We start from the raw sequence: 26,828 nt of genomic DNA, 5'->3' as shown, positions 1-26,828 counted from the left end.
TTTATATTCCCACTATATAATTTCCATAAGATTTCTTTTATCACAAAAGGATCAGCTTTTGTTCCTTACTGTTGGCAATGTGACCGTTACTTTTGTTCCCGTATGGACCCTACTCTCATATTGTATCTTCCCTTTCATTTCATGGATAAGACGATTGGTGATCATGCTTCCCAATCCGGTACCTTTAGTCTTTGTTGTATAGTAAGGCAGACCGATCTTTTCCAGCTGTTCCTCCGTCATCCCAATACCATTATCAACAATGGTAATCACAATGGTTCCTTTTTCTTCACCGGATTGTTTATGGATTTTTATATATCCCCCTTGGTCTTCTTCTACAGCCTCAATCCCATTTTTAATAATGTTCATCAATGCTTGCTTCAGATGGTGTTCATCACTATAAATGAAGTGGTCTCCTTCCAGCTCAAGTTCAATGGATACGTTCCTGTAGGAACCGAAGGGCCTGATCAGTTCCACCGAGTCTTGCAAGACCTTATTTACGTCAATGTAATTCAAGGAAAAGTCGGTAGGCCTTGCAACCGTCAAATAATTGGTGATGATTTTGTTGGTTCGGTCCAATTCGTCCAAAATCAGAGGCGCGAATTGCTTTAGGTTTTCATCTTTCGTATCGTTATTGATGTACTGTATGAAGCCGCGGACGGTTGTAATAGGATTTCTAATTTCATGTGCAAAGGCTGCAGCCATTTGTCCAACTGTGGAAAGCTTGTCCATATATAGCGTTTCGTCAAACTGCTGGTTGGCGATAATCAACCTCTCGACTGTGTAAATCAACGCGATAAAAGTGATGCCGAATGCAAGGAAATAAACGATATAGAAATTGATCCCTAAGAATGATACTGTACTGAACAAGATGAAAATGTACCCAAGATAATAAATGGAAATAACCACTAATCCATACAGCATCTTTTTGGTGCTTTTCAAGAAGACGGTTCGGAATAGAAGTCCTATTCCTAGGGCAAGGATCGAAACGGCTATCCCCACATACACATATTCCCCACCGATGGTATAACGGATAATCACTACAATCACCGTACAGATCAGTCCAGGATACCAGCCTCCATACAATGTGACCACAAGAATCGGAATCATCCTAAAGTCAAAATTAGTGTCTTCCAACGTCTCGATGGGATATAGCATGCATAACTTTGCAGAAAAAGCACTGAACAGACCAAAAATGGTCTGTTGCTTGAAGTTTAAGGGTTTTCTTTTACTGAAAGGGAAAAATAAATTTGCATTGAACATCAAAGAAAATATGATGGTTATATTAACGATTAACGGTTTTATTAGGTAAATCATCCACAACTGATCCTCCAATTTATATCAACCTTACATATAGTATCCAAGTTATACAATATGATGGTTCATCTAGAAATAAATACAAAAATTACACTCTACTTATTATAGGCGTCTTGAGTACCTTCGTCTAGGGAATATGGCAATGGGATATAGAAAAAGCTGACCAGAATAGTCAGCTTTTTATCCACTAGCTCCTCCATAGGTGTAGAAGTTCGTGGTTCTCTCCTCTTGCAAAGACATCTATCCGGTTGTTCCCCCATGAAACAGCCGATGGCTCTGAAGTCAATTGGCCATCGATCTCAGCCCACTCACTCCATCTTTCACCATCCCAGTATTTATGGATCAGCTCGAAGTTTTCCCCACGCGCAAAAACATCCAATCGATTCTCTCCCCAAGAGCAAACGGCAGGGCTTGAACTTATACGCCCTCCCAAACTCTCCCATTCACTCCAATCTCGCCCATCCCAATATTTATGGATGAGTTGCTGTTGTTCCCCTCTTGAAAAAATGTCTATACGATTCGGTCCCCAAGATACAGCTCCTGGTGCGGAAGTCAAATTCCCCCCAAGTCTGATCCAGTCGCTCCACCTACGGCCATCCCAGTATTTTTGATACAAGGCACGATCTGTTCCCCGTACAAATACATCCAGCCTATTTGCCCCCCATGAGCTGACTGCAGGCGAAGAACTCAATACTCCTCCAAGGTTTTCCCATTCATTCCACCTGGTTCCGTCCCACCACTTATGGAGTAGTTCCTGATTTTCTCCCCTTGCAAATACGTCAATTCGATTGTCTCCCCATGAAACAGCTGCAGGGGAAGAAGCAATCACACCACCAAGGTTTTCCCATTGACTCCATCTGGTTCCATCCCACCACTTATGAATCAAATTGCGATTTTCTCCTCTGGAGAAGATATCGAGACGGTTGGCTGCCCATGAAGAAGATCCAGGGCCTGATGTCAGTCGTCCTCCGAGACTTTCCCATCCATTCCAATCTTTACCGGGAGAAAAATGGATATTTTCCAACGTAAGAATGAACACCCTTTTGACAATCCGTTCCACCTCTTGGCGTGGAATCCTGTATGGTGTAAGTAAACTCATCAACCACACATTATTCTGTAGGAATATATTCCAAAGCTGATTTACCTTCTGTGAGTTGGAACCGGTTACTTTACCTTCATTTTGGATGGCAAAAATAACAAACTGCTGCACAAAGAATCTTGCTGTAGCCCTGTTCATATTGAATTCCATCAGTCTCTCATAAACAGGTTCTAATTCCTTCTGCATGACTCCCCAAACCTTCTGGAACTCAGGAGCTAATTGCCTTCTCGCTTGTTGTTTGGAAGGATAAAACCGTAATTGCCGAGATTGCTGTTGGTAAGGAAATGTTCGATAAAAGTGGTTTTGGTAATATGGATAATAACCATAATAATGAGGATACGTGTAATAACCCATCACATTAACCTCCCTTCGAAAAAAATGATGCATATCGTCCATGATTCACTGTATATGAAGCCGGGATAAAATCCCCCCATAATACCCTATGTCATACCCATTAAGAATCATGACACTATTTTTCAACCTATCATAAATGTCCGGAATCCTTTCTTTCCTATATAATAAGAAGCAAACCACTCTTTTTAGAAAAAGGTGTGAACGAAAATGGCAATGAAACTTGTAATACTGGGACTCCTTATGGAGGGGGACAAGCACCCTTATGAAATTCAACAGGTGATGCATGAAAGGAATATGGAACAATATATAAAAATGGCAAAGGGTTCTTTATATTATGCAGTGGAGCAGCTCCTTAACAAGGACCTTATCGAGGTTAAGAAAGTGGTCACTGATCAAACCAGGCCTGATAAGACGATATATAGCATTACTACTAAAGGTAAAGAGGCCTTTCAACAATTACTAAAAAAACAGATTCAAACGGAAAGCACTCACTTTCACCCGATGTATACCGCGCTGGCCTTTATTCATCATGGAGAAGAAGATGTAATACGGGAGGCACTAACCGAGCGAATTGCACACACAAAAATGCAACTTGAGATGCTTGAGAGGGTGTACCGCCTTTACGGGGTACATGCCCCAAAAGGTTCTCAAGCTATCATGGAAAATGCACATGAGCTGTGTAAGGTAGAATTGAAGTGGCTGACAAAACTGCAAGAAGAAGCAGTAAAAGGCATATTTTACGAAGAAAAAGTCTCGACAGAAAAAACGCGTCCCAAAGAATGAACCGTACATTTTCGATAAACGCATTTACCTATTGCACGTAGCTCAAACATTAAAACCAAAAAAGCGCGTCCCATAGACAGATCGGGGCGCGCTTTTCTTATATTCTGATAAGGTTTAGTGGGCTGGGAAGAATACCATTTGGATCAAGAAGATCACCGCAAACAAATAAATCAACGGATGAACTTCCCTTCCTTTCCCGGTTACAGCCTTCATCACCGGATACGTTATGAATCCTACCGCAATCCCCGTTGCAATGCTTGAAGTCAAAGGCATCGTTAAAATGATGGCAAACGCCGGGAAAGCCTCATCGAAGTTTTTCCATTCAATCTTCGCCAGACCTTCCATCATGAAAGAACCGACAATGATCAAGATCGGCGCCGTGATGGCAGGCAATCCGGAAATGACAGAGATGACAGGTGAGAAAAACATCGAAAGTAAAAATAATCCTGCTACTACCACAGAGGTCAATCCGGTTCTTCCACCTGCTGCAACTCCTGCAGATGATTCGATATAGGCACAAGATGGACTTGTCCCAAGGGCAGCACCAGCTGACGTTGCAAATGCATCGGAAAGTGTAGCAGGCTTCGTTCTTGCAAGTTTCCCATTTTTCATGAATCCGCCCTGTTCCGATACTCCTACTAATGTTCCGGTAGAATCAAAAATAGTAACCAGGATAAATGCAAATACAACCGTATATAAACCGTTAGCTACCACACCGCTTAGCGCTTCGCCAATATGGATGAACTGAGGTGCTGGAGGCATGTCCACAATTCCATTGAAATTTAGCATACCTAGAAAGTAACCAAGAACGGCGGTAATTAGCATTCCATAAAACAATGCACCGGATACACGTCTTGCCATAAGAATTAGTGTTATGAACAGTCCTCCAAGAGCAAGTGCAGTAACAGGGCTTGTGAGATCTCCTAAAGTAATCATGGTCTCTTCGCTCGGGACAACAATGCCTGCCATTTTCAATCCAATGAAAGCGATGAACAGACCGATACCAGCTGTGATCCCATACTTTAACGGTGCAGGTATGGCCTCAATCAATGCTTTTCTCAAACTAGTTAAACTTAGTATGATGATGATCAGACCAGCCAGGAAAACCGTTCCCAATACTGCCTGATAGGTTAAACCCTGAGTGGCTACCACACTAGTGAAATACGCATTGAGCCCCATTCCAGGAGCGACAGCAATCGGGTATTTTGCGAATATCCCCATTGTCAATGTACCAATGACAGCAGCAATGATGGTTGCCATAAACACCTGCTCAAATGGAATACCGGCAGCAGAAAGAATGGCGGGGTTAACAAATATAATATAGACCATTGTCAGGAACGTTGTGGTTCCTGCTAAAATTTCTTGTTTGACACTTGTACCATATTTCTTTAATTCAAAATAGTTTTCAAACACTAAAAATCCCCCAAAAACGAATGTATTATTGAAACCTTTCTAATAATATTCGTTTTTGCAGGATAATTCAAGGGCAATAAGAAAAAAAGTATTCTTCAAACAAATATTTCCCGAATAGGATTTACTTTTAAAAAAATAAGAACCGCCAAGTTTTATTGTCTTTGTTTTCAGCAGTCACATTTTGGGTATATTCATAAATAAGTAACCTATACAACTAAATCCATTGTCACTCTTTTACAGAATTGGCACTATTTTTTCTGATATATCTAAATTTTCTAAAAACAACACTTCACAAACAGGACAAAATATCAGATAATAGGAAAAAGGATGAACAGCTTCTTTTATTTATCCTTTTCATGATTCACCCAATTCACACGCAATCCAAAATTTCGCACAGGGGGTAGAAATTATGAATAAGCATTTTTCTTTTCAACCAGAACAATCTGTTTCCACTTTCAAAAGTTTTGAAATGACAAAAGAGGAGAAAGTCGCTCAAATCATTGTCGACTCTTCTGTCTTCCAATTTCACAAAAATAGGCTAATGAACGAAATAGATCGAGCTTTAGCTGCTGGCAACCGTAAAAAATTCCAAACTCTTTCCAGTGAATATAATGACTTATTGACACAATTTTCTCATCTACAGTAAAGAAGAAGCGGAAAATCATTCCGCTTCTTCTTTCGTGTCGGGTAACTTTCTCTCTTCTGTATGTTGATTTGTTTGACAGCAGGTACATTTTCTATTTATCTCTTTTTCCTGCTTGTAAAGATAAGCGAGCACCCCAACAATCAAAAATGAAAAGACCCCTGATGATGAATCCTGGAAAAATAACTCCTCCGCATACCTTTCCAACAGCCTTAACCAGATTTGTAACACAATATCCATTACACAATCCCCTTTCAGGCGGAATCCAACAGACACCAAATCCGTAATCCTAAGGTGAAAGGAGTGCAATCAAACAGGCAATGGAACCAGAGTAAAAAATTATGTGAATATTCTGTGTTTATAATTATTATAAATGTTATGTAAGTTTTTTCCTATCCTACTAGCTTCTCATTTTTATAGGACTTCCCTAGTACACTCAAAGGCAAACAAACGTTTCCCTCCCCGCTTTAGGTATCTTGAAACCCCTCTTCATACCTATATTCAGGGATTGCAGGATGAATATCGCGCATGTATGAAATTGCTCTATTTTACCGCTACCGTCCCTCGATAAATAAAAAATAATGCCACGAGCATCAGGGCAACGCCAATGACCCTTTGGTAATTGACCACTATCTTCGTTGTGCCAAACAATCCAAAGTGATCGATCACTAAACTGATTATCATTTGACCAACAATAACTGAGATTATCGTCAAGGCAACCCCCACTTTTGGAACCGCTATAATGACAAATGTTACAAAACATGCCCCAAGGAACCCACCTACAAGCTGCCATTTAGGCACATGGGTAACTTGCAACAGATTTCCCCTACCGAAAAACGTAGAAAGTAATAATAAAAACACCGTCCCAATAAAGAAAGAAACAAAAGACGCCTCCAAGCTTCCTATCTTCCGCCCCAATTGACTATTGATTGGAGCCTGGATCCCACCAAGTATCCCACCAAACAATGCCAGAAGTACAAACCAGATTTTCAACATACTATTTCACCCTCCCGCTTCATTCTCCTGTACATACATATACTACACCTGAACCGATAATCCTTTGGACAAGGATAAAAAAGTCGGGTACACTAACTTAAAAGTATGTACATAAATAGAGACCATTGAAAAAGAACATGAAGCTGATGTTTTGTTTAATGCGGCTGTTGATTTCCGCAAATGGCTACGCTTATCCCGAGAGCGACCTGAAGCCATCTAGTGCTGAGCGCTGCGGTGTCACCCCATTGTCGCTATCCCTCCCGCTGGAGTCTTCTTCTATTGCTACAGTCAACAGCTTAGTTTTTGTTTTTCAGTGGTCTTCAATAAAGGAGCAATTCATATGGAGCATCTTATCAATTCGAATGTACGAGATATTGAAATTTCTGGTATCCGTAGATTTTTTAACCTTGTGGCAACGTACGAGGATGTCCTATCACTGACAATAGGGCAACCAGATTTTCCGACACCAACCCAAGTAAAGGAAGCAGGAATAGCTGCAATAGAGAAGAATAAAACGGTTTACACTCCCAATGCCGGAATTCCAGAACTTAGAAAAGCTGCTGCGGATTTTGTTAGCAAAAAATATAGCCTGACCTATGATCCAGGATCAGAAGTAATAGTATCCATTGGAGCAAGCCAAGGAATTGATATTGCCTTTCGAACGATTTTGGAACCCGGCACGGAAGTGATACTCCCTGGACCTGTCTATCCTGGGTACGAGCCGATCATCAGGCTTTGTGGCGCTACCCCAGTACATATTGATACTAGGTGTTCAGATTTTCAATTGACTGCAGAGCTGATAGAAAAACACTTAACAGATAAAACTCGTTGCATTATTCTTCCCTACCCTTCCAACCCTACTGGAGCCGCATTACCGGAAGACGAGCTAAAGAAAATTGCTGCTTTGTTACAGGACAAAGATATATTCATCTTATCGGATGAGATATATAGCGAACTCGTTTTTGAAGGAGAACACCGCTCCATTGCGTCTATGCCTGGCATGCGGGAGAAAACCATTGTCATCAACGGGGTATCAAAATCCCATTCCATGACAGGGTGGCGGATCGGTCTTGTTTTCGGCCCTGAATATGTGATGAAGCAGATGTTGAAGGTACATCAATACAATGTATCTTGTGCGAGTTCTGTCTCACAATATGCCGCACTAGAAGCATTGACCACCGGGATAGATGATGCAGATGAAATGAAGGTCGAATATAAAGCAAGAATGGAATATGTGTATGGGAGACTATTGGAAATGGGGCTGGATGTCGTGAAGCCTGACGGGGCGTTCTACCTGTTCCCTTCCATTCAAAAATACAATATGAAATCTTTTGATTTCGCGATGAAGCTTGTGGAAGAAGCTGGCGTAGCCGTAGTTCCCGGAAGTGCTTTTTCAGAACTAGGAGAAGGTTATGTAAGACTTTCTTACGCATACGATAGGGCAACCCTTGAAAAGGCAATGGACCGACTGGAAGAATTCTTGCGAAAACGTTAAAGATAAAAGAAAGAAGGAACGCTCATTTTTAGTTGGCGCTCCTCCTTTCTTCTTATTATTTTCTCATTTCGTCTACAAATCTCTTTAACTCCACCTTTTCCGTAGATGTCCTCCAAGCTTCTAATTCAGTGGTTTCCCCCTTGACAGCCCATCCCATTACAACCTTCAGTTCCTCCTCATAACCATCGTATTGTTCGTTTTCACGTTGGAGGTTTTTCACTAAGCTTTCCCAATCAATCCTAACTTCATAGATTCCCTGTTCAGGGTATTGTCGGGCCAACTCTCCCACCATTTCCAGCGGTGTCCCCATATTCAATTCGAGAGCGATCCATTCACCAATGAATTCGTGTCGATGCCCATATTCCATTACTTCTTGTAACTTGGCTCTTGCCTCTTCAACCTTCCCTCGTTTCATCAGGGCCAAGGCGTGTTTTCCTTCTATATGTTCGTTTAGGATAGATCCCTTTATTTCTTCGAACCTAGCATACCACTTATCGTATGATTGCCAATCCCCTTTTTCATCATAGTATTGGAGAATATCAACCAATACAAACTCACTTGGAGATTTGCTTGCTAATTCTTCTAGATAAGGGATTGCAAGTTCTTGGGACGACGTATTAAGCACCTCTGCCTCGACACCGATTATTTTGCAAATCATTAGCAGACTGTGCAGGTCATCTGGATTATTCGCAAAACTCTCCTTATACATTTCCAGCGCTTTCTTTGGCTTGTTTTTTAGCAACATATTATCTGCTTCAGTCAGCTCTCTATTTTTCAGGTAAAACATAGGTAGATTCCCAAAAGTTTCTTCTCCTAATCTATACCCCTGACTTTGAGTTATCAAGTCACCATTCCCATTATACGCCTGGACATTCCAAAAGAAACGTCCTCTTGGATCTGCAAAACCTAGGACGGAAGTGTAATTTAAGTCCTCCCAGTCACTTTCCTCTGTAAATAAAATGACACCTTGAGAATAATGGAGTTCTTCTTTAGTGATACTGATTTCGGTGCTTCTTATTCCGCTTTTCAGATGATGGGAAACGGACCCACCACCTTCCAATTCCCTACCGACACTGATGCTGTAGTAGGCCGCTCCATCCACAGGATCCCATGAAAACAAAATGTCATCTTCTGTAATCTCTTCTGAATTCACCGGGGTATAGATCTCCATTAACGGTTGAATCACAGAATCGTGTGCTACGACATCACTCCCCTTTACTTCAACCCAAGGATTTGCGGGCATGGAAAGGGTGTACCCGTCAATCTGATCATAAGTAAAACCATAAAAAAGCTGATAGCTGCCAGAGGGCACATTCTCAAAAACGTATTCTCCACTCTCATCTGTCACAGTCTGGATTTGCTCTTCTGAACCTATGCTGTAATAAAGATTATTTTTTTCACGTAGGAAGACACCCACGCCTTCCATTGGCACGTTTTCTTTGTCCTGTTTATAGATTTTCCCGGTTACGTTCCCAAAAGAACCTTCTCCATTTTTCAACCTATTCAAAAGAGATTGAAACTGTTTTTCTGCAAGGGGAAGGTCGGCGTATTCATCTTTTCCTTCCATAACCCTGCTATTTGAATCGAAGATTGTTTTTTCTGCCAAGGCCAGAGCATCCTCTTTCTTGCCAAGATGTAACAGGACCTCTACTTGTGACTTGGCGACCTTCGTTATCATTTGATAATCTTCTTTGTTCACTTTCTCATAAAAGGCATCAATATATGCTTGTGCTGCTTCAAACTGTTTGTTTTGTACGGCTAAATCAATCTGCTCGGTAGCTAATTGAGACCTGAAATAGCTGTCTGCTCTATCCAAAGCCGTTTGGAGCACCTTATCTCCTGTTTCCCATTCCCCTATCTGATGGTAATAAAGGGCCAACTCTTTAGCAGCCTCCTCCATGTAACCATCTGTGGGACCATGTTCTACATATTCCAGAAGATATGGCATACGCTCCTGTTTAGTAAATTTGACCTTGGATTGATTCGCGTCAGACCAGTATGTGGAAGTGGTACCCACATACACATCGTAATCAAGGGAATACACACCTTCTATCATATAATCTCTAATGAGCGCAAACCTCTGCTCCGAAAAGATGTGTCCACTTTCTATAAGTTCCACGACCTTTTCTTTACCTGCCACTTCCCCTTTTGCCATCTGCCGCTCCGCCATGAAAATGGAGTATTGCGGTTGTATCAAATAGAAGAATGGGAGGAATAAAACAACGGCCACCCCACTTAGAACAAGATGTTTAATTTTCACCCTTATTTTCATGGAGTTCCACCGCCTTCTCATAATCATCTTTCCAATACATAGATCCCGCTATTTGAATCATTTCATTATCTTTTCTAGCAGCGATATCTTGTTTAAATAAATCATCCTTTATAATTGAAGCCGTAAAGAATATACCTGCCGCAAACACTACGGGCAACACAGGTATTTCCAACTCTTTATTCCAGAAGGACGAAAGCTTTTCTGAGAGACTTCGAGCTTGCGTTTTCTGCAACACATTATCGTAGCCGGTAAAATGCAACTCCCTCAACTCACAGTCTAGCTTTGCTTTAACCGCTTGTTTTTCTTTCAACTTCACCTGCCTCCTCTCCTTTCTCGATGATCTCCCTTAAATGCGAACGTCCGCGTTTCAACCTTGTTTTCACCGTGCTTTCCGCTATATGTAAAAGCACTGCGATTTCACTTATTTTCATTTCATTAAAGTAATAAAGAGTAAGCACTTCCCTGTATTTATAATCAAGATCTTGAATGGATTCACTAAGTGATTTATTGTCAAAATCCACTAACAGTTGTGCTTCCGGACTTTCCACACGCTCATCTCCCCTAATCCGTTCTGCAAAATCAAAGTTTAGGAGGATATTTTTCCAGCTCCATTTACGCATCAGCATTTTGCAACGATTGACGGTAATGGAGGTGAGCCAGCTTTTCAGTTTTTCAGGTTCATCCAATTGATGGATTTTTTCGAATGCAGTAATGAAGGTATCCTGCACGATTTCTTCACAGGTGTATCTATCTTTTAATAATAAGAAAGCTGTTCGTAATAGATAGTCTCCATAAAGGGACATCAGTTCCTGTAAGGCGGATTCCTCTTTGTTTTTCAGCCGGTCGACAAGATGCAAAGCTTGCTCACCCCCTCTTTCTTTTGGTCTATACTTAAGATGCAAGATAAGATGCAATAGTTTCAATTTCAGGAAAAAAATATATTATTCTATCTTAAGGTAGCATAAAAAGGTGGGAATTTGTGGGTGATTTTCTTTTGGAGGAATAATAAATGCCCGCCCCGTAAAAGGGACAGGCATGGATGGTAATTGTTATTTGGGGCTTCTATTGAAGAGCCGCTTCTAGATTGATGACGCCATGGCCATAATTGAAGGCCGACCCTAGATTAGTAGCCGTATCCCTTAATCTTTCTCGAACCTGCACGTTTGTCAGGTTCGGGTTTTGTGCTAATAACAATGCTGCCGCTCCTGCCACGTGAGGGGAAGCCATGGACGTACCATTCAGTTCCCCATATTGATTTCCTGGTAAAGTGCTGTTTATCGAAACACCTGGTGCCATTACTTCCAACTGGCTTCCCACACTAGAGAAGGAGGCGCGGTTATTGTTGGCATCAACTGCACCTACCGCGATAACGGAATCATATCTTGCCGGATAACCGATGGTATTAATCAAGCCCAGGAAAGAACCACTGTTCCCCGCAGCCGCTACGACCACAATCCCACTGTTATAAGCATTATCACTTGCCTGCTTCAATGTTGTGGATCCAGTGCTTCCACCCAAGCTCATATTGATGACATCCATGTCGTTGTCGATTGCCCATTCAATTCCTTGTGCAATCCCTGCAAGCGTTCCACTACCGCCTGCACTTAGTACTTTTACTGCATATAAATCGACATCATAAGAAACACCGAGTACTCCCACATTATTATTCAGTGCAGCAATTGTGCCAGCCACATGTGTTCCATGTCCGTTGCCATCTGTCAAGGCATCGGGTTCACCGGAGACGAAGCTGGCACCGCCCACCACGCGAAGATCTTCGTGGCCAGCATCAATACCTGTATCCAATACAGCCACTTTCACACCAGAGCCTGTCACATTTTGAGCATGTGCCACATCGGCTTTAATATGAGGAACACCATAAGGAACCGTTTGAGCGGTTGTATGCATTTCCACGTTTTCTTCCACATACTCCACTAAAGGATTTTTCTCAAGCGCTGCCGCAGCAACTTCCGGTAAGGTGATATGTAACACATTCATATGCTTGAATTGATGTTCCACCGATCCACCTAGTGTTGACACAAGTGTGTCTGCTTTAGCTATGGAAGGACCTGTTTTTAAACCGATCAAATACTCCTTCATCACGGGTTTTCCATTTGCACTTGCATCCGATGGCATAAAAGAAAAAGAAAGGACCATCGCCACTGCCAATAAGACGGTAAACAATTTTCTCAATGACTTCTTCATATGTAATCACTCTCCTTTAGTTTTTCTAAATAATCAAATTATTTAGTTAACTATGATGCTAGCATACTATTGGCTTGATTGTTATTGGGAAAATGGGCAGGTTAAACTAGCTTTATCTGCTCCTTTTACCAGTACATTTCCCAATGGTGCATCATGGGAATAAATACAAAATTAAGTAAATTTTCGAAAGTACAAAAAAGCACCAGAATAGCTCCTACTGAGGAGCCATTCTGGTGCTTATATAAGAGGGGGGAACATCTAATTATTGTAAAGCACTTTCCACATTGATGACACCTTTACCGTAGAAGAAAGGATCACCTAAGTTTGTAGCCGTATTATTCAGACGGTCACGGATTTGAACATTTGTCATGCTTGGATACTTCGCTTTGATTAATGCAGCAGCTCCAGCAACGTGTGGAGACGCCATGGACGTTCCATTGAAGGATGCATAGTTGTTACCAGGAGTTGTGCTTAAAATGTTAACACCCGGTGCCATTACTTCCAATTCGTTTCCTACACTGGAAAAAGAAGCACGGTTGTTACTGGAATCTACCGCTCCTACTGCGATGACGGAGCTGTATCTTGCAGGATAACCCATTGTGTTTTGCTTCCCTCTAGAACCAGAGTTTCCAGCTGCCGCAATGACAACAATACCTCTTGCATAAGCATTATCACAAGCTTGTTGCAATGCAGTTGATCCAGTGCTGCCTCCTAAACTCATATTGATGACGTTCATTCCATTTGCAATGGACCACTCAATCCCTTGTGCGATTCCACTTAATGTTCCACTACCTGAAGCACTAAGTACTTTCACCGCATAAAGGTCAGCATTGTAAGCTACACCAAGTACACCAGTAGAATTATTTAACGCAGCAACTGTTCCTGCTACGTGTGTTCCATGGCCGTTACCATCTTGAAGGGCATTTGGCTCACCTGAAACAAAGCTCGCTCCACCTTTTACATTAAGATCAGTATGGTTTGCGTCAATTCCTGTATCTAGGATCGCGACTTTGACACCGCTTCCTGTCACACCAGAGGCATGCGCTTTGTCAGCCTTGATATGAGGGATACCCCATGGCACAGTTTGTGCTGTTGCCATCATCTCTACGTTTTCCTCTACAAAAGCAATGTTAGGATTTTTCTTTAAAGCTTCTACAGCCTTTTCAGGTAAAGAGACTTCTACAACATCCATGTATTGGAACGTGTGCTGTACTTCTCCACCTGCTGCGTTTATCAAATTCTTAGAAGACTGGGCGCTTGCCTTATTACCTTTTGTAAATCCAACTAAGTATTCTTTCTTTGCACTAGCATTCGGACTGGACGATTCTGCCTGAGCAGTACCAAATGCTAACGAGAAAGCCAATATTGCAATAAGTATGACCGAAAAACCTTTCATCCACTTCTTCAATAGATTCACTCCTTGAATAAGATTTTTAATAATTCTTACTATTAAGAACTATTAACGAAAGTTTACCATCAGTCACGGGAAAATCATATTGGGAAAATAGAGCGAAAAAAAGGCATTAATATAAAGGTTGGACTTCAAAGTTTCCCAATAGGAAAATATGTAATAGATTCCTTGTTTATCCTATAAACTAGAGTTGGTTCACTTTTTTCAGTCACTTCTGTCCATATAAAAAACGTCGGGCAATTTTCGCCCGACGTTTTTACATTCTTTGTATCAAAAAAGACCTAAAGATTGCAGGAATACCAGTAGGATTGCAAATGGTATGACATACCTGATCAATGAATACCATACTTGGAATAACCCTTTTTTAACGGTTGACCCTTGGAAGAATTCATCCTCTAAAATGTTCTTGGGTACTCTGTGCCCGACAAAGTATGAGATCAGTAGTGCACCTACAGGAAGTCCAATGTTACTTACTAGGAAGTCTGCTGCATCAAAAATCATAAGGCCCCCAATGGTTATATCAGATAATAAGCCAAATGATAGTGCTGACGGAATTCCCAGTACAAAAATGATCAAACCAGCAATGACTGCGATTTTTCTTCTCTTCTCCTGATTATCTTTTACAATAACCGCTACAATGATTTCCAAGATGGAGAAAGCGGAAGTCAAGGTTGCGAATAAAAGAAGAATCAGGAACATGGTCAAGAACAGTCCGCCAAGCGGCAGTTGATCGAACACTGCTGGTAATACAACAAAGACCAATCCAGGCCCTTCATCCGGCTGCAACCCTAATGCGAATACCGCAGGGAAAATCACAAGACCCGATAATAGTGAAATGATGATATTGAGTCCGACAACCGATCCTGCTGAGCGTACCAAGTTCTCCCCTTTTTCTAGATAGGAACTGTAAGTGACCATGATAGAGATCCCTACACTTAGTGAGAATAGAGCCATTCCCAAGGCCATTAAGAATGTATTTGCCGTAATCAGGGAAGCGTCCGGTTGTAAAAAGAAGCGAACGCCTTCCATTGCACCTTCCAAAGTGAGAGATCTAACCAGTAATACAATAAAAATGATGAATAATAATGGCATTAAAATCTTACTGGCCTTTTCAATTCCACTTTGAACCCCGGCTTGAACGACCCAAATAGTAATACCCAAGAAAATGAACTGTGCAATTATAACTTGAAGGGGGTTAGCTATCGTCTGTTCGAATAGTGCTCCATATTGCTCCAACGAAAATTGAGATAACCCGCCCGAGATACTCTTTCCTAAATAGGTGACAATCCATCCACCTACGACACTATAAAAGGACAAGAGTATAAATGATGCGACAACTCCTAAAACACCGATGAAATACCATTTCTTTTTTGGAGCCAACACCTTATACGCTGTTATGGCATCCTTTTGCGTAGACCTTCCGATAATGAACTCCGCCAGTATCATTGGCGCTCCAATCAGGAGTGTGAAGAGGATAAACAATAGAAAGAATATTCCTCCTCCATTGGTACCAGCCATATACGGAAACTTCCATATGGCCCCAAGCCCGATCGCTGACCCAGCTGCAGCTAAAATAAAGCCAATTTTTGATGTCCATTGCTCATGTTGTTTCATATTTTATTACTCCTATTTCAAAGATTAGTCTACTATGATACTATCCTTTATGAAAAATGTATAGGGAATTTTCTGTAAAGTCCTACAAAAGGTTTTGCCAATATGACTGCAGAAAAATAGATATCCCACATGCTTATACATTGTAAGGGTTAGCTCTTTTACCTATGAATATTCCTAATTCACTACTTTTCTTTTATGCCTTCTGAAAGCGGACTTCGATTGTCGTCCCTTTATTCACTTCACTTGTGACATCCACTTTGCCCTCATGGTTTTTAATGATATTGAATGTGATCATCAAACCTAGACCCGTTCCTGTCGTTTTAGTCGTGAAGAACGGTTCTCCCAACCTTGTGATGATATCTTCCGGAATTCCCGTGCCTTCATCTCTTAGCCTGATGACTACTTCCTCTTCCTCTTCTTCTGTGTCAATGAAAATGGTTCCCCCGTTCGGCATTGCCTCAATACCGTTTTTGATCAGATTGATAAACACTTGTTTCATCTGATTTTCATCACATTTAAACATTGGGTCATCTGCATTCAATCGTAAATCAAACCATACATTGTTCATAATTGCCTGCGTTTCAAGCAACGTTGCAACATCTTTTAGTAGAGAATGGACTGAAACTTGATGGATATAGACCTGATGCGGTTTTGCAAGCAAAAGGAGTTCACTTAAGATGAGCTCTATCCTGCTAAGCTCCGATTCGATAATATGAAAATACTCCTTTTTTTCCTCCATCTCCCGTTCAAGCAGTTTAAAAAATCCCTTGATGGCGGTTAACGGATTCCGAATTTCATGGGCAATACCTGCAGCCAATTGACCCGCAACCGATAGTTTCTCCGATTGCAACATCAATGCTTCCGCCTGTTTCCTTTCTGTTATATCCCGGATGATGACCTGGAGTGCATCTTTTCCAAGGTAGGTAGTAGGTATACCGACAAACTCCGTAAAGATTCTATTGCCTTTCAATGTCGTCCACTCTTGTACAAATGTCGGAAGCTTTGTTCCATTCTGTTGCAGGTGTACCTCCTTCCATATTCTTTGAAAATCTTCCTTTGGGATATATTCATAGATACTCTGACCAAAAATCTCTCCATAATTATCCACTTCAAACATTTTTAAGCCTGACTCATTGATAAACGTCCACTTTTCATCACAAATTACTGCAATCGTGTCGATGGAGTTTTGTACCAATTTACGAAAACGCTCTCTACTATTTTGAAGGATTTTATGAAAATTCTTTCTATGTGAAATATCGACGAGCATGACAAAAGATGCGGGTTCCCCCTTAAACGTAGTATGGTTGGAGGTGATTTCAACATCGATCGCCCTCCCATCAAATCGCTTCCAACGTTGTTCCATCTGGCCAACCCGAAAGCCTTGTTGAACAGATTTAATCCGTTTTTCCACGATTTCATGGTAATTTTCTTCTATGTACTCATACACGGAGGTCTCCAGTATTTGCTCTTTCTTACAAGCTCCAAGCATGACCGTTCCAGCTTCATTGACATACTTGATTATTCCATCTACAAAGATGAAAACCCCGTTTGGCAGGTGTTCAATGAGGTCGTAGGCAGAATAATCTTCCATATCTATATCCGTTTCCATTTCTGTCTGCTGTTGTCCATGCTTCCTTCCCGAAATAGGCATCGCGATGGAGCTTCCCATCTCTCGTTCTGTAGGATTCTCATAGTCTGATGTACGGGAGAGCTGCAACACTATTTCCTTATCTTCTCCCAACGGGGAGTTCACTTCTGATAGGACAGCCTCCATCCATAAAAGCGAACCATCTTTCTTTTTCATCCGGAAATAACAATGGGTTTGATGGGAAGGTTGATAAATCAAGCTTTCTATTAAATATAGATCTTCCGAATTGATCCATTTCTCTAGTCCAGTATCTACCAACTCTTTCCTTGTATAGCCTAAAAGTGCTTCACATGTGGAGGATACATATTGAACGTTTCCGGTTTCCGATACCACAATGATCATTTGGACTTTTGTAATAGATTCAACAGATTGCTTCTTCTCTTTTTTCAATAAAGAGTCAGGGGTACTCAATATACTTTCCTCCCTTCCTAATCTATCGTCGATTCATTTCATTCATCCGCTCCAACTTCACTTCCAATATTCCCTATTATACTACAAATTTCTTTATTTTTCTAAATATTATAACTAATTGACAAAACTCTTACCACACCTAAACAAAATTTTCCCTCCTGCATCCTTTCAAGCAATCTACCGGACTACCAGCGAACGATGTATAATGGGAGAATATAAAAAAGAAAAAAAAGAAAAAAAGGGGTCAGACCCCAGGAGGTATTTGCATATGAATAACGAATTACATAAAGTTGCGTTTATTGGTACAGGTGTGATGGGAAATAGTATGGCGGGGCATTTGCTGGAGCAGGGGTATGAGGTGAGTGTGTTTACTCGTTCGAGGGAGAAGGCGCTTGGGTTGGTGGAGCGTGGGGCTGTTTGGAAGGCTAGCGCAGGGGAGGCTGCAATGGGAGCCGATGTGGTAATCACGATGGTCGGTTATCCAAAGGATGTGGAGGAAGTTTATTTGAGAGAGAACGGCATCTTGGCTCATGCACAAGAAGGTGCCTACCTGATTGACATGACTACATCCACACCTACATTAGCCAAGCAAATTTATTTGAAAGCTAAGGACCGAGGGCTGCATAGTCTGGATGCCCCGGTTTCCGGGGGAGATATCGGCGCGCGAGAAGGCCGTCTTACCGTAATGGTCGGAGGAGACGAGATGGCTTTTCATGCCTGCTTGCCGATCTTTGAAACTTTCGGAGCGAACATCATCCACCAAGGAGAAGCAGGAGCAGGGCAGCACACGAAAATGTGCAACCAGATTGCCATTGCCACTAATATGATCGGTGTTTGTGAGGCATTGGCATATGCTGATAGTGCAGGACTTGATCCCGAGAATGTACTAAAAAGCATTTCCAGCGGGGCTGCAGGAAGCTGGTCCTTATCCAACCTTGCGCCTCGTATTATAGCCGGAAACTATGAACCTGGCTTTTTTGTCAAACATTTTATCAAAGACATGGAAATCGCACTAGATGAAGCGGACCGAATGGGGCTTGATGTCCCCGGGCTTTCCCTTGCACGGGATATGTATGTAAAACTATCCTCCCAGGGCGAGGCGGATAGCGGCACACAGGCACTTTTCAAATTATTCAAAAATACGACGATACACTAAAAGGAAATGGGGACTGCTTGCATCCAGCAGTCCCCATTCTATATTTCTATCGCTTCCAAGCTTTTCCCCGTAAAAACTCCAACAGGCAATGAACGGCCACTCTGCTGGTCATGTCACGAAAATCAATAGTAGGATCGATTTCCACAATGTCAAGTCCACACACCGTTTCTTCCTTACCTAATAAATGGATTGCTTCAAGAAGCTGATCACTTGTCATCCCACCTGGACCGATGGCCGGGCAGCCTGGTGCATACGCCTGATCGAGCACATCAATATCAATGGACAAGTAAATATGCTCCACTTTCCCCTGAAGATGCTCCACAGATTCCCTTATCACATCGGAAATCCCTTTTCTTTTCACATCACCCATCGTAAAAACCTTAACCCCATTTTCTTTCGCATAGTGATGATAATAAGAACTGTTGGAATAATTCCTGATGCCAATCTGTACCAGATGATCGCCTTCCAACACCCCTGCTTCGAGCAGCCTACGGAATGGGGTACCGTTTGTAGGTCCACCATCTTCAGTGTTTCTGAGATCGTGATGGGCATCGAATTGAATGACCCCGATTTTCCCTGTTTTCACACCGCTCATACCTGATAAGGTTGAATAAGTGATGGAATGGTCGCCACCAATGAATATTGGGACACAATCTTTATTTTTACCTAATAAGGAAGCCACCGCTTCTTCAATCCTTCGATAGGATTCCTTTATGTCTGTGGCATGCATATGAATATCCCCGGCATCCGTCAGTTTAGATGATTCCCGAAGGTCCATCTCCCCCTCCTCTGCATAGGAGGAATAGGACTGAAGCAGGTTTCTCACCACACCTGGTGTGAAACTTGCACCCGAATGACTGATGGAAGGCTTGGAGAGAGGGACACCTATAAGCGTCGTCCCCCTTACCTCCCCTTCCCCGTCCCATGCTTGTAGTAGTTCCGCCGCTTTCGGATAATGTCGATCGACGAACGGCGGAGCTCCTGCGGATTGTAAAAAGGCCGGTCTACTCAAGGATCGCTCCCCCTTTGGCAACTTCCTTTCCTTTTAAAAACACGCTATGCACATGGTTCACACCATAATGGTATGGGACATACTGATAGTTTGGTGCATTCCAGATCACCACATCGGCACGGCGCCCAACTTGAAGTCGACCGGCAACCTCATCTTTATGGATTGCTTTTGCAGCATTGACCGTGACGGCATTCCATATTTCCTCACATGTCATCTTCAATTTCAGCATCGCAAGGTTCATGATGAACTGGATATTCTCTGTCGGTGAGCTTCCAGGATTAAAATCTGTCGCAAGTGCAACCGCTCCTCCCGCATCAATCATCCCACGTGCTTTCGCGTAATAATCTTTATTAAGGTAGAATGTCGTTCCAGGTAACAACACCGCCACCGTTTCTGAAGAACCGAACTTCTCCACCGCTTCGTCCGAGGCTGCAATCAAGTGATCTGCTGATGCTGCCTCCAATTCGATCGCAAGTTCCGTTCCGCCTAACGAAACAATTTCATCGGCATGGATCTTGACGGAAAACCCAGCCTCTTTCGCTTTTGTTAAGTATTGCTTTGATTGTTCGATCGTGAAAACGCCCTCTTCACAAAAGATGTCCACAAACTCTGCTAGTCGCTCTTCCTTTATGATAGAAAATAATTTTGCCATTTCACCAAGAAAACCTTCCGGGTCATCTTTAAAGTTCTTAGGAATCGCGTGTGCCCCTAGGAACGTTGATGCGATCGTCATAGGATGTTTCTGCTGAAGCTCTTTTACTACATGTAGTTGCTTCAGTTCTGTTTCTCTGTCTAGGCCATAACCGCTTTTTGCTTCAACTGCCGTGATCCCATAGCTAAGTAGACGTTTTAAGTGGAAGTCTGCCTTTTCCACCAATTCTTCAAAACTTGCCTCCCGAGTGGCTTGGACCGTAGAGTGGATACCCCCGCCCTGTTTTAAAATCTCTAGGTAAGGGACGCCCTGTTGTTTAAGCGCAATTTCATGCTCCCTTGATCCCCCGAACACCAAGTGGGTATGCGGATCCACAAGCCCTGGAGTTACTAGCTTTCCTTGGCAATCTATGACACTATCACTTTGCCATTCTCTTGCTTCTTCGGTTGTTCCGATAAACTGGATTTTGCCATCTTTCCAGCCGATTGCCCCGTTTTCAATATGGGGGAGGACATTCATCTTTTCACCTTTGACAATATCAACCTCATGATCCATCGTTAGTAGTTGACCACAGTTGATCAGTAGTGTATCTAATTGCATCAATTACTCACTCTCCTTCAATAAAGGGATGTGCACGCCTTTTTCTTTTGCCACTTTTTTAGCAAGGTCATAGCCTGCGTCAGCATGCCTGACAACTCCCATCCCAGGGTCGGATGTCAGTACACGTTCAAGTCTTTTTCCTGCAGCTTCCGTTCCATCGGCCACAATCACCATTCCGGCGTGAAGGGAATAACCCATACCGACACCCCCACCATGGTGTACAGAAACCCAGCTTGCACCATTGACACCATTGATGAGAGCATTCAATATCGGCCAATCCGCCACTGCATCACTGCCGTCAAGCATCGCTTCCGTTTCACGGTTCGGGGATGCCACTGAGCCACAGTCAAGGTGGTCTCGACCAATGACGATCGGAGCGGATAGCTCACCATTTGCTACCATTTCATTGATTATCTTCCCGAAGCGGGCACGTTCCCCATATCCAAGCCAGCAGATTCTAGACGGCAGACCTTGAAATGCCACTTTTTCACGAGCCATTTTGATCCAGTTGCATAGGTGCTCATTGTATGAGAATTCTCTTAAAATGACCTCATCTGTTTTGTAGATATCTTCCGGGTCACCAGAAAGCGCTACCCAACGGAACGGGCCTTTCCCTTCACAAAATTGTGGACGGATGAATGCCGGGACGAACCCAGGGAAGTCAAACGCGTTCTTTACGCCTTCATCAAACGCGACCTGGCGAATATTATTTCCATAGTCAAACGTGATGGCACCCTTTTGTTGCAGATCAAGCATCGCTTTTACATGCACTGCCATGCTTTCTTTTGCATGTTTCACATATTGTGCCGGTTCTGCCTTTCTTAATTTTGCCGCTTCCTCGAGTGTCATTCCAATCGGAATATAACCGTTTAACGGATCATGGGCAGATGTTTGGTCTGTCAGTAGTTCTGGTATAAAGCCTCTTTCTACTAATTGCGGAAGGATCTCAGCAGCATTTCCTAACAGTCCGATAGATAACGGTTTTCCTAGTTTCTTATATTCCTCGGCTTTTTGAATTGCTTCATCCACTGTTTTGACTTTCACATCGCAATACCTTGTTTCAATGCGACGGTCGATACGGTGCTCATCCACTTCGATGGCGATACACACCCCACCGTTCATCGTGACGGCAAGTGGCTGTGCTCCACCCATGCCCCCAAGTCCCGCTGTTACAGTAATAGTTCCATTTAACGTATTATTAAAAGATTGCTTGGCAGCTTCCGCAAACGTTTCATAGGTCCCTTGCAAAATTCCTTGAGTACCGATGTAAATCCAAGAGCCCGCTGTCATTTGGCCATACATCAAAAGGCCTTTTTGATCGAGTTCATGGAAATGGTCCCAATTTGCCCATTTTGGCACAAGGTTAGAATTGGCCAAGAGTACTCGCGGTGCATCCGCATGGCTGCGGAATACAGCAACCGGCTTCCCTGATTGGACTAAAAGCGTTTCGTCCTCCTCCAAGTTTTTAAGCGATTCCACAATGGCATCAAAGCTCTCCCAGTTACGCGCCGCTTTCCCGATTCCTCCATATACCACAAGTTCTTCCGGAATCTCCGCCACTTCTGGATCAAGATTATTCATCAACATACGCAGTGCAGCCTCCTGCACCCATCCCTTCGTATTTAACTCGCTACCCCTTGGCGCACGAATAACCTTCACCGTTTCCTTCTTCATACCTCACTCATCCCCTTTGATCGATTTTTTAATAAGATTTAAAAATTGAAATAACTACAGTTTCTGTATTGTTACAGAATTGTTGCGGTGATATTAAATTTCTGAGGGGGGTCAGACCCCCCTAGGAATTTCACGCTCTACACAGAACGCTCCCCTCATCCTTCATCCACGCTGCCAGTGCTTCGATGTCTTTGGAGAAGATGCGGTCTTCGTTGATGCTTGGGACGATGGCACGCCCTTCTTGGTACCATTTTTGCATGAGTGGAGCGGAGAGGAAGACTCCCCTGTATTCAAGGGCTTGCATGGCACACATCCACTCGATGGCAAGCACTCTCCTCACATTGGCAACTATCTGGTAGGCATGCCTCGCCCCGATCGTACCCATGCTTACATGATCCTCTTGGTTAGCCGATGATGGTATGGAATCCACACTTGCCGGATGCGCCAATGTCTTGTTCTCCGACACAAGGGAGGCTGCGCAATATTGCATGATCATGGCGCCTGATTGAAGTCCAGGTTTTGGGCTCAAGAAAGGTGGCAGGTCATTCAACTGCGGATTGACCAACCTTTCAATCCGACGCTCCGATATATTAGCAAGCTCTGCCATGCCAAGCTTTAAAAAATCCATGGCAAATGCAATAGGCTGACCATGAAAATTCCCCCCTGAAATCACCTTCCCGCCATCATCAAAGATAAGTGGATTATCTGTTGCCGCATTGATTTCGACCTCCAGCTTCTCCTTTACATAACCAAGCACCTGCCAAGATGCGCCATGTACTTGGGGGATGCACCGCAGGGAGTATGCATCCTGTACACGTTTTTCTCCTTGCCTTGTCACAAGCTTGCTTCCATCAAGTAGCGTGCGGAAGCGGGCTGCCACGTCCACTTGCTCTTGATACCCCCGGACCCGGTGGACATCATGGTCCAACGCCTCCACAATTCCTTCGAGTCCTTCAAAGGTCATCGCAGCAATGGATTCCGCCTGATACGCCATTTTCTCTGACTCTAAATATGCAACCACTCCTACCGCCGTCATCGCCTGTGTCCCGTTGATCAACGCCAGCCCTTCTTTAGCTTTCAACTCAATCGGTGAGATTCCCTTTTCAGCTAAAACGCTGGCTGTGGATCGGCGCTCCCCTTTATAAAAAACCTCCCCCTCCCCTAGTAAGGTCAGTACTAAGTGGGACAGTGGTGCAAGGTCTCCGCTTGCGCCTAGTGAGCCTTGCTGCGGTACCACAGGGTGAATTCCCTCATTCACATACTTCAAAAGCCTTTCGATAACGATTGGCCTGACACCTGAGAAGCCTTTTAGAAGTGCATTTGCCCTCAGTACCAACATGGCACGCCCGATTACCTCTGCAAACGGCTCACCCACCCCGCAAGCATGAGAGTGTATCAGATTTCGTTGCAGAGCTGCTGTTTCTTCAAACGGAATCAACACATCACTAAACTTGCCAAATCCTGTAGTAATTCCGTAGACGATCTTGCCCTCACGCACAATATTCTCTACCGCTGCTCGACTTGCAACCACTTTTACCATCGCTTCCTTGCAAGCTTCCACCCGATCCCCTTCAAAAAGAATCCTATTCAATTTCTCAAGGGTCAACGATTCCCCGTTCAACGTAATCATCGCAACTCTCCCTTTCTCCCGCTGTTTCTCCAACTTCATATCCCCCTTTTTACACACAAAAAGAGGCCATACTTCAACCATGTAACATGTGTCAAAGTACAGCCCCCTATTAATCAGCAACTATGGGCGTGCTATTTAAATGTGATTGATTCCCAGACCGATCGTTTCATGCTCCGATCCCCTGACAGGAGCACCGATGGTCCCATAAAGTGCAACTGCAATCCAGTCGCCTTCCTCTACATCTTCATATGGGTTTCCCCTCACCACTGCAAAGCGCAATCCTACCGTCCGCATGACAGAGCCAAGCTGGACCTGGCCACGCGTTACACCGCTAAGAGCATCCATGATGGCATGATATAGGGCATGTGTTTCCCTGTATCCATCCGCTTTGATGATACCTTCCCTTTTGGCGGCTGTCTCGATGGCAGCCACCACTTTTTGCGAATCCATGGAACCCACTTTCCCCATGCAACTTTTCCAATGTGTCGGAGTTGCAACTGGCAGTTCCTCTTGGTCCCCGTTCATCGCAAGAAGTATTGCATATTTTCCAATTCGTCGATCTATTGCTAGTACCATATGCATTTTCCTCAATACTGAAAATTTTCTAATAACTAATGTCTACATCTAGTGTAAATTTGTTCAAGCATTCCTGTCAAGGAGATTCTTCACTTCTTACCCTCAAACTCCTTATAGATCATGTAATACTGAAGGCCTTTTGTTGACTGAAGGGCCAGTTCCTTCTTTTCGTTCGCAAGCGAGTAATTCTTATGGTTTAATGCCACTTCTGTCTCGATGGCATATTTCATCCAATCTTTTTGCAATTGATTTTTCAAGTCTTCGGCTTTTTTATCATCCTTTTCTCCAGCAGCAATCCCAGCAAGCACATAGGTTTTGATGTCAGCCTGGGCAATCTTTGCCACTTTCTCTTTCGCTTGGGCGTAGTTGCCGACTCTGAGGTAGTATTGTGCCCAGAAAACCGCTGTCTTTTTGCCCTTCCATTTCCGTTCAAGCTCGTCCAGCTCTTTTTTAGCAGCAGGAAGATTGCCATTTGCAAGCTCCAAGATGAATCCATAATAGGGTTCATGGCGCTTTTTTTCCAGGTACTTTTCTATTTTTTCAATGTCTTTGGATAAAAACATATAACGTACATCCCGATAGGATAAAGCTATGAACGCTAAAATCAGGAGAACGACAAAGACCCAGAAATCAAATTGTACGTTCAAAACTCCCAGGATGATTCCTATAGCAAAGCCCCCAATTATTAACAAAAGCAAATTCTTCATGATTACTAGCTTCCCTTCTCTCTATCTAACAGATTGCCAGTGGATTTGTATCAGATGGATTTGACCATGCCGCCATCCACAAGGAATGAGCTTCCCGTCATATAACTGTTGGCATCCGATACCAAAAATGTCACCACTTTCGCAAACTCCTCCGGTTCGCCGTAGCGTCCAAGCGGAATTCCCGCCTTTACCTTTTCTTCCATTTCTGTCTTGGTGATGCCTTGCTTTTCCGCATTCACTTCATCCAGGAAAGCAACACGATCTGTCGCAATCCTTCCAGGTGCCACAGTGTTGATCAAAATATTATCCTGTGCAAGCTCGCTTGCAAGTGTCTTTGTCAGCCCAACTATTCCAGTCCGGAACGTATTAGATAATAAAAGACCCGGAATCGGTTCCTTTATGGAGGAGGAAGCGATATTGATAATCTTCCCACCGTTTTTCTTTAAGTGTGGCAATGCCTCGCGGATGGTTCTGACATAGCTTAAAAGATTCAATTCAAACGCCTGTTGCCACTGCTCGTCTGTAATGTGCTCAAATGAACCAGCAGGTGGGCCACCGGCGTTGTTCACCAAAATATCCAACTGTCCATATGTATCCATTGCGTGCTGAACGGCCTGCTTGATCTGGTTTGGATCTGTTATATCCGTTGGAATATAGGAAACCTGGCCGCCTTCCAAGTTCTTCAGTTCACTTTCCACTTCCAGCAGCTTTTCTTCATTCCTGCTTGCAAGAACAACATTGATGCCCTCTTGTACAAAAGATGCAGCAATAGCTTTTCCTAGTCCTTGACTTGAGGCTAGAACAAGAGCTGTTTTTCCTTTTAAATTTAATTCCATCTAATGACACACCCTTTCATTCTTAATACCTTTTATTATAACGCTTACTTTTTAACTTGTAACGGAAGAAGGATGTGTTTCAAGCAGAATTAAAAAACAGCCATATCTAATGGCTGTTCAGACTGTTGACAAACTATGAATTAGTTAGGTTATCTGTTGGAAGTGTTGATCTTCGTTGCAGGAGCTTTGCTTTCCGCGGGCGGTACAGAAGCCTCCTCGGGCTACGCCCAGGCCACTGAAAAAGTTCATAATTTTAGTAATCTGTTCCATACCGCTGTTGATTTCCGCACTAGGCTTCGCTTTCCGCGGGGCGACCTTGAGCCTCCTCGG

Annotated in this window: 23 protein-coding genes; 4 read left to right on the top strand and 19 right to left on the bottom strand. The window is 43.1% G+C overall.

Annotation, left to right across the window (positions count from 1 at the left end):
- Positions 1-51: 51 nt before the first annotated feature.
- Positions 52-1,314 carry an ATP-binding protein gene (locus EKQ44_RS01485; RefSeq protein WP_237661749.1) on the bottom strand — a complete coding sequence of 421 codons (1,263 nt, stop codon included), beginning with the start codon at positions 1,312-1,314 and terminating at the stop codon, positions 52-54.
- Between the two features lie 187 nt (positions 1,315-1,501).
- Positions 1,502-2,767 carry a PLL family lectin gene (locus tag EKQ44_RS01480; RefSeq protein WP_237661748.1) on the bottom strand — a complete coding sequence of 422 codons (1,266 nt, stop codon included), beginning with the start codon at positions 2,765-2,767 and terminating at the stop codon, positions 1,502-1,504.
- A gap of 207 nt (positions 2,768-2,974) precedes the next feature.
- Here EKQ44_RS01480 and EKQ44_RS01475 point away from each other — a divergent pair, with 207 nt between their 5' ends.
- Complete coding sequence (locus EKQ44_RS01475; protein WP_237661747.1) at positions 2,975-3,550, top strand: PadR family transcriptional regulator; 576 nt, start codon at positions 2,975-2,977, stop codon at positions 3,548-3,550.
- 114 nt (positions 3,551-3,664) lie between these two features.
- Here EKQ44_RS01475 and EKQ44_RS01470 read toward each other — a convergent pair whose 3' ends face one another.
- Positions 3,665-4,963: an NCS2 family permease gene (locus tag EKQ44_RS01470; RefSeq protein WP_237661746.1), complete on the bottom strand. Its 1,299-nt coding sequence runs from the start codon at positions 4,961-4,963 to the stop codon at positions 3,665-3,667.
- A gap of 409 nt (positions 4,964-5,372) precedes the next feature.
- Between EKQ44_RS01470 and EKQ44_RS01465 the strand changes: the two genes are divergently transcribed.
- Positions 5,373-5,609 carry an IDEAL domain-containing protein gene (locus EKQ44_RS01465; protein ID WP_237661745.1) on the top strand — a complete coding sequence of 79 codons (237 nt, stop codon included), beginning with the start codon at positions 5,373-5,375 and terminating at the stop codon, positions 5,607-5,609.
- Between the two features lie 15 nt (positions 5,610-5,624).
- Here the strand turns inward: EKQ44_RS01465 and EKQ44_RS01460 are convergent, their stop codons facing one another.
- On the bottom strand, positions 5,625-5,846 hold the full coding sequence (locus EKQ44_RS01460) for a hypothetical protein (RefSeq protein ID WP_237661744.1): 222 nt from the start codon (positions 5,844-5,846) through the stop codon (positions 5,625-5,627).
- 303 nt (positions 5,847-6,149) lie between these two features.
- Positions 6,150-6,602 (bottom strand): DMT family transporter, encoded by a 453-nt coding sequence (locus tag EKQ44_RS01455; protein ID WP_237661743.1) that lies wholly within the window; start codon positions 6,600-6,602, stop codon positions 6,150-6,152.
- A 340-nt stretch (positions 6,603-6,942) separates the two neighbouring features.
- On the opposite strand from EKQ44_RS01455, the gene EKQ44_RS01450 reads away from it, so the two are divergent.
- Positions 6,943-8,097: an aminotransferase A gene (locus EKQ44_RS01450; RefSeq protein WP_237661742.1), complete on the top strand. Its 1,155-nt coding sequence runs from the start codon at positions 6,943-6,945 to the stop codon at positions 8,095-8,097.
- A 55-nt stretch (positions 8,098-8,152) separates the two neighbouring features.
- Here EKQ44_RS01450 and EKQ44_RS01445 read toward each other — a convergent pair whose 3' ends face one another.
- The 7 genes from EKQ44_RS01445 to EKQ44_RS01415 all read right to left on the bottom strand — a co-directional run bounded on the left by EKQ44_RS01445 (position 8,153) and on the right by EKQ44_RS01415 (position 17,655).
- Positions 8,153-10,369, bottom strand: a complete 2,217-nt coding sequence (locus EKQ44_RS01445) for a hypothetical protein (RefSeq protein WP_237661741.1) — start codon at positions 10,367-10,369, stop codon at positions 8,153-8,155.
- A complete protein-coding gene (locus EKQ44_RS01440) occupies positions 10,347-10,679 on the bottom strand; it encodes a hypothetical protein (RefSeq protein ID WP_237661740.1) in 333 nt (110 codons plus the stop codon). Before EKQ44_RS01440 ends, EKQ44_RS01445 begins: the two co-directional genes overlap by 23 nt.
- Positions 10,657-11,226, bottom strand: a complete 570-nt coding sequence (locus EKQ44_RS01435) for an RNA polymerase sigma factor (RefSeq protein ID WP_237661739.1) — start codon at positions 11,224-11,226, stop codon at positions 10,657-10,659. The genes EKQ44_RS01440 and EKQ44_RS01435 overlap by 23 nt, the downstream gene beginning before the upstream one ends.
- Positions 11,227-11,431: 205 nt before the next feature.
- A complete protein-coding gene (locus EKQ44_RS01430) occupies positions 11,432-12,571 on the bottom strand; it encodes a S8 family peptidase (protein WP_237661738.1) in 1,140 nt (379 codons plus the stop codon).
- Positions 12,572-12,833: 262 nt separating this feature from the next.
- On the bottom strand, positions 12,834-13,967 hold the full coding sequence (locus EKQ44_RS01425) for a S8 family peptidase (protein WP_237662535.1): 1,134 nt from the start codon (positions 13,965-13,967) through the stop codon (positions 12,834-12,836).
- A 285-nt stretch (positions 13,968-14,252) separates the two neighbouring features.
- The gene (locus EKQ44_RS01420) at positions 14,253-15,596 is read right to left on the bottom strand and encodes a sodium-dependent transporter (protein ID WP_237661737.1); all 1,344 of its coding nucleotides are present in this window, start codon (positions 15,594-15,596) and stop codon (positions 14,253-14,255) included.
- A 193-nt stretch (positions 15,597-15,789) separates the two neighbouring features.
- Positions 15,790-17,655, bottom strand: a complete 1,866-nt coding sequence (locus EKQ44_RS01415; protein ID WP_237661736.1) for a PAS domain S-box protein — start codon at positions 17,653-17,655, stop codon at positions 15,790-15,792.
- Positions 17,656-17,923: 268 nt separating this feature from the next.
- Here EKQ44_RS01415 and EKQ44_RS01410 point away from each other — a divergent pair, with 268 nt between their 5' ends.
- Entirely contained in the window at positions 17,924-18,811 is an 888-nt protein-coding gene (locus EKQ44_RS01410; protein ID WP_237661735.1) for an NAD(P)-dependent oxidoreductase, read from the top strand.
- A gap of 46 nt (positions 18,812-18,857) precedes the next feature.
- Here the strand turns inward: EKQ44_RS01410 and hutG are convergent, their stop codons facing one another.
- The 7 genes from hutG to EKQ44_RS01375 all read right to left on the bottom strand — a co-directional run bounded on the left by hutG (position 18,858) and on the right by EKQ44_RS01375 (position 26,498).
- A complete protein-coding gene (gene hutG / locus EKQ44_RS01405) occupies positions 18,858-19,823 on the bottom strand; it encodes a formimidoylglutamase (RefSeq protein WP_237661734.1) in 966 nt (321 codons plus the stop codon).
- On the bottom strand, positions 19,816-21,075 hold the full coding sequence (gene hutI / locus EKQ44_RS01400; protein ID WP_237662534.1) for an imidazolonepropionase: 1,260 nt from the start codon (positions 21,073-21,075) through the stop codon (positions 19,816-19,818). Before hutI ends, hutG begins: the two co-directional genes overlap by 8 nt.
- Positions 21,076-21,078: 3 nt before the next feature.
- Positions 21,079-22,749: a urocanate hydratase gene (gene hutU / locus EKQ44_RS01395; RefSeq protein ID WP_237661733.1), complete on the bottom strand. Its 1,671-nt coding sequence runs from the start codon at positions 22,747-22,749 to the stop codon at positions 21,079-21,081.
- Positions 22,750-22,879: 130 nt separating this feature from the next.
- Complete coding sequence (gene hutH / locus EKQ44_RS01390; RefSeq protein WP_237662533.1) at positions 22,880-24,379, bottom strand: histidine ammonia-lyase; 1,500 nt, start codon at positions 24,377-24,379, stop codon at positions 22,880-22,882.
- Between the two features lie 135 nt (positions 24,380-24,514).
- The gene (gene hutP / locus EKQ44_RS01385) at positions 24,515-24,955 is read right to left on the bottom strand and encodes a hut operon transcriptional regulator HutP (protein ID WP_237661732.1); all 441 of its coding nucleotides are present in this window, start codon (positions 24,953-24,955) and stop codon (positions 24,515-24,517) included.
- A gap of 89 nt (positions 24,956-25,044) precedes the next feature.
- Entirely contained in the window at positions 25,045-25,662 is a 618-nt protein-coding gene (locus tag EKQ44_RS01380) for a hypothetical protein (RefSeq protein WP_237661731.1), read from the bottom strand.
- A gap of 50 nt (positions 25,663-25,712) precedes the next feature.
- The gene (locus EKQ44_RS01375; protein WP_237661730.1) at positions 25,713-26,498 is read right to left on the bottom strand and encodes an SDR family oxidoreductase; all 786 of its coding nucleotides are present in this window, start codon (positions 26,496-26,498) and stop codon (positions 25,713-25,715) included.
- Positions 26,499-26,828: the final 330 nt, after the last annotated feature.

This window comes from Sutcliffiella horikoshii (assembly GCF_021991925.1).
In the GTDB taxonomy this organism is placed as follows: Bacteria; Bacillota; Bacilli; order Bacillales; family Bacillaceae_I; genus Sutcliffiella_A; species Sutcliffiella_A horikoshii_F.
Note: the sequence above shows the minus strand (reverse complement) of the source record. Positions and strands in the feature narration are given on the sequence as shown.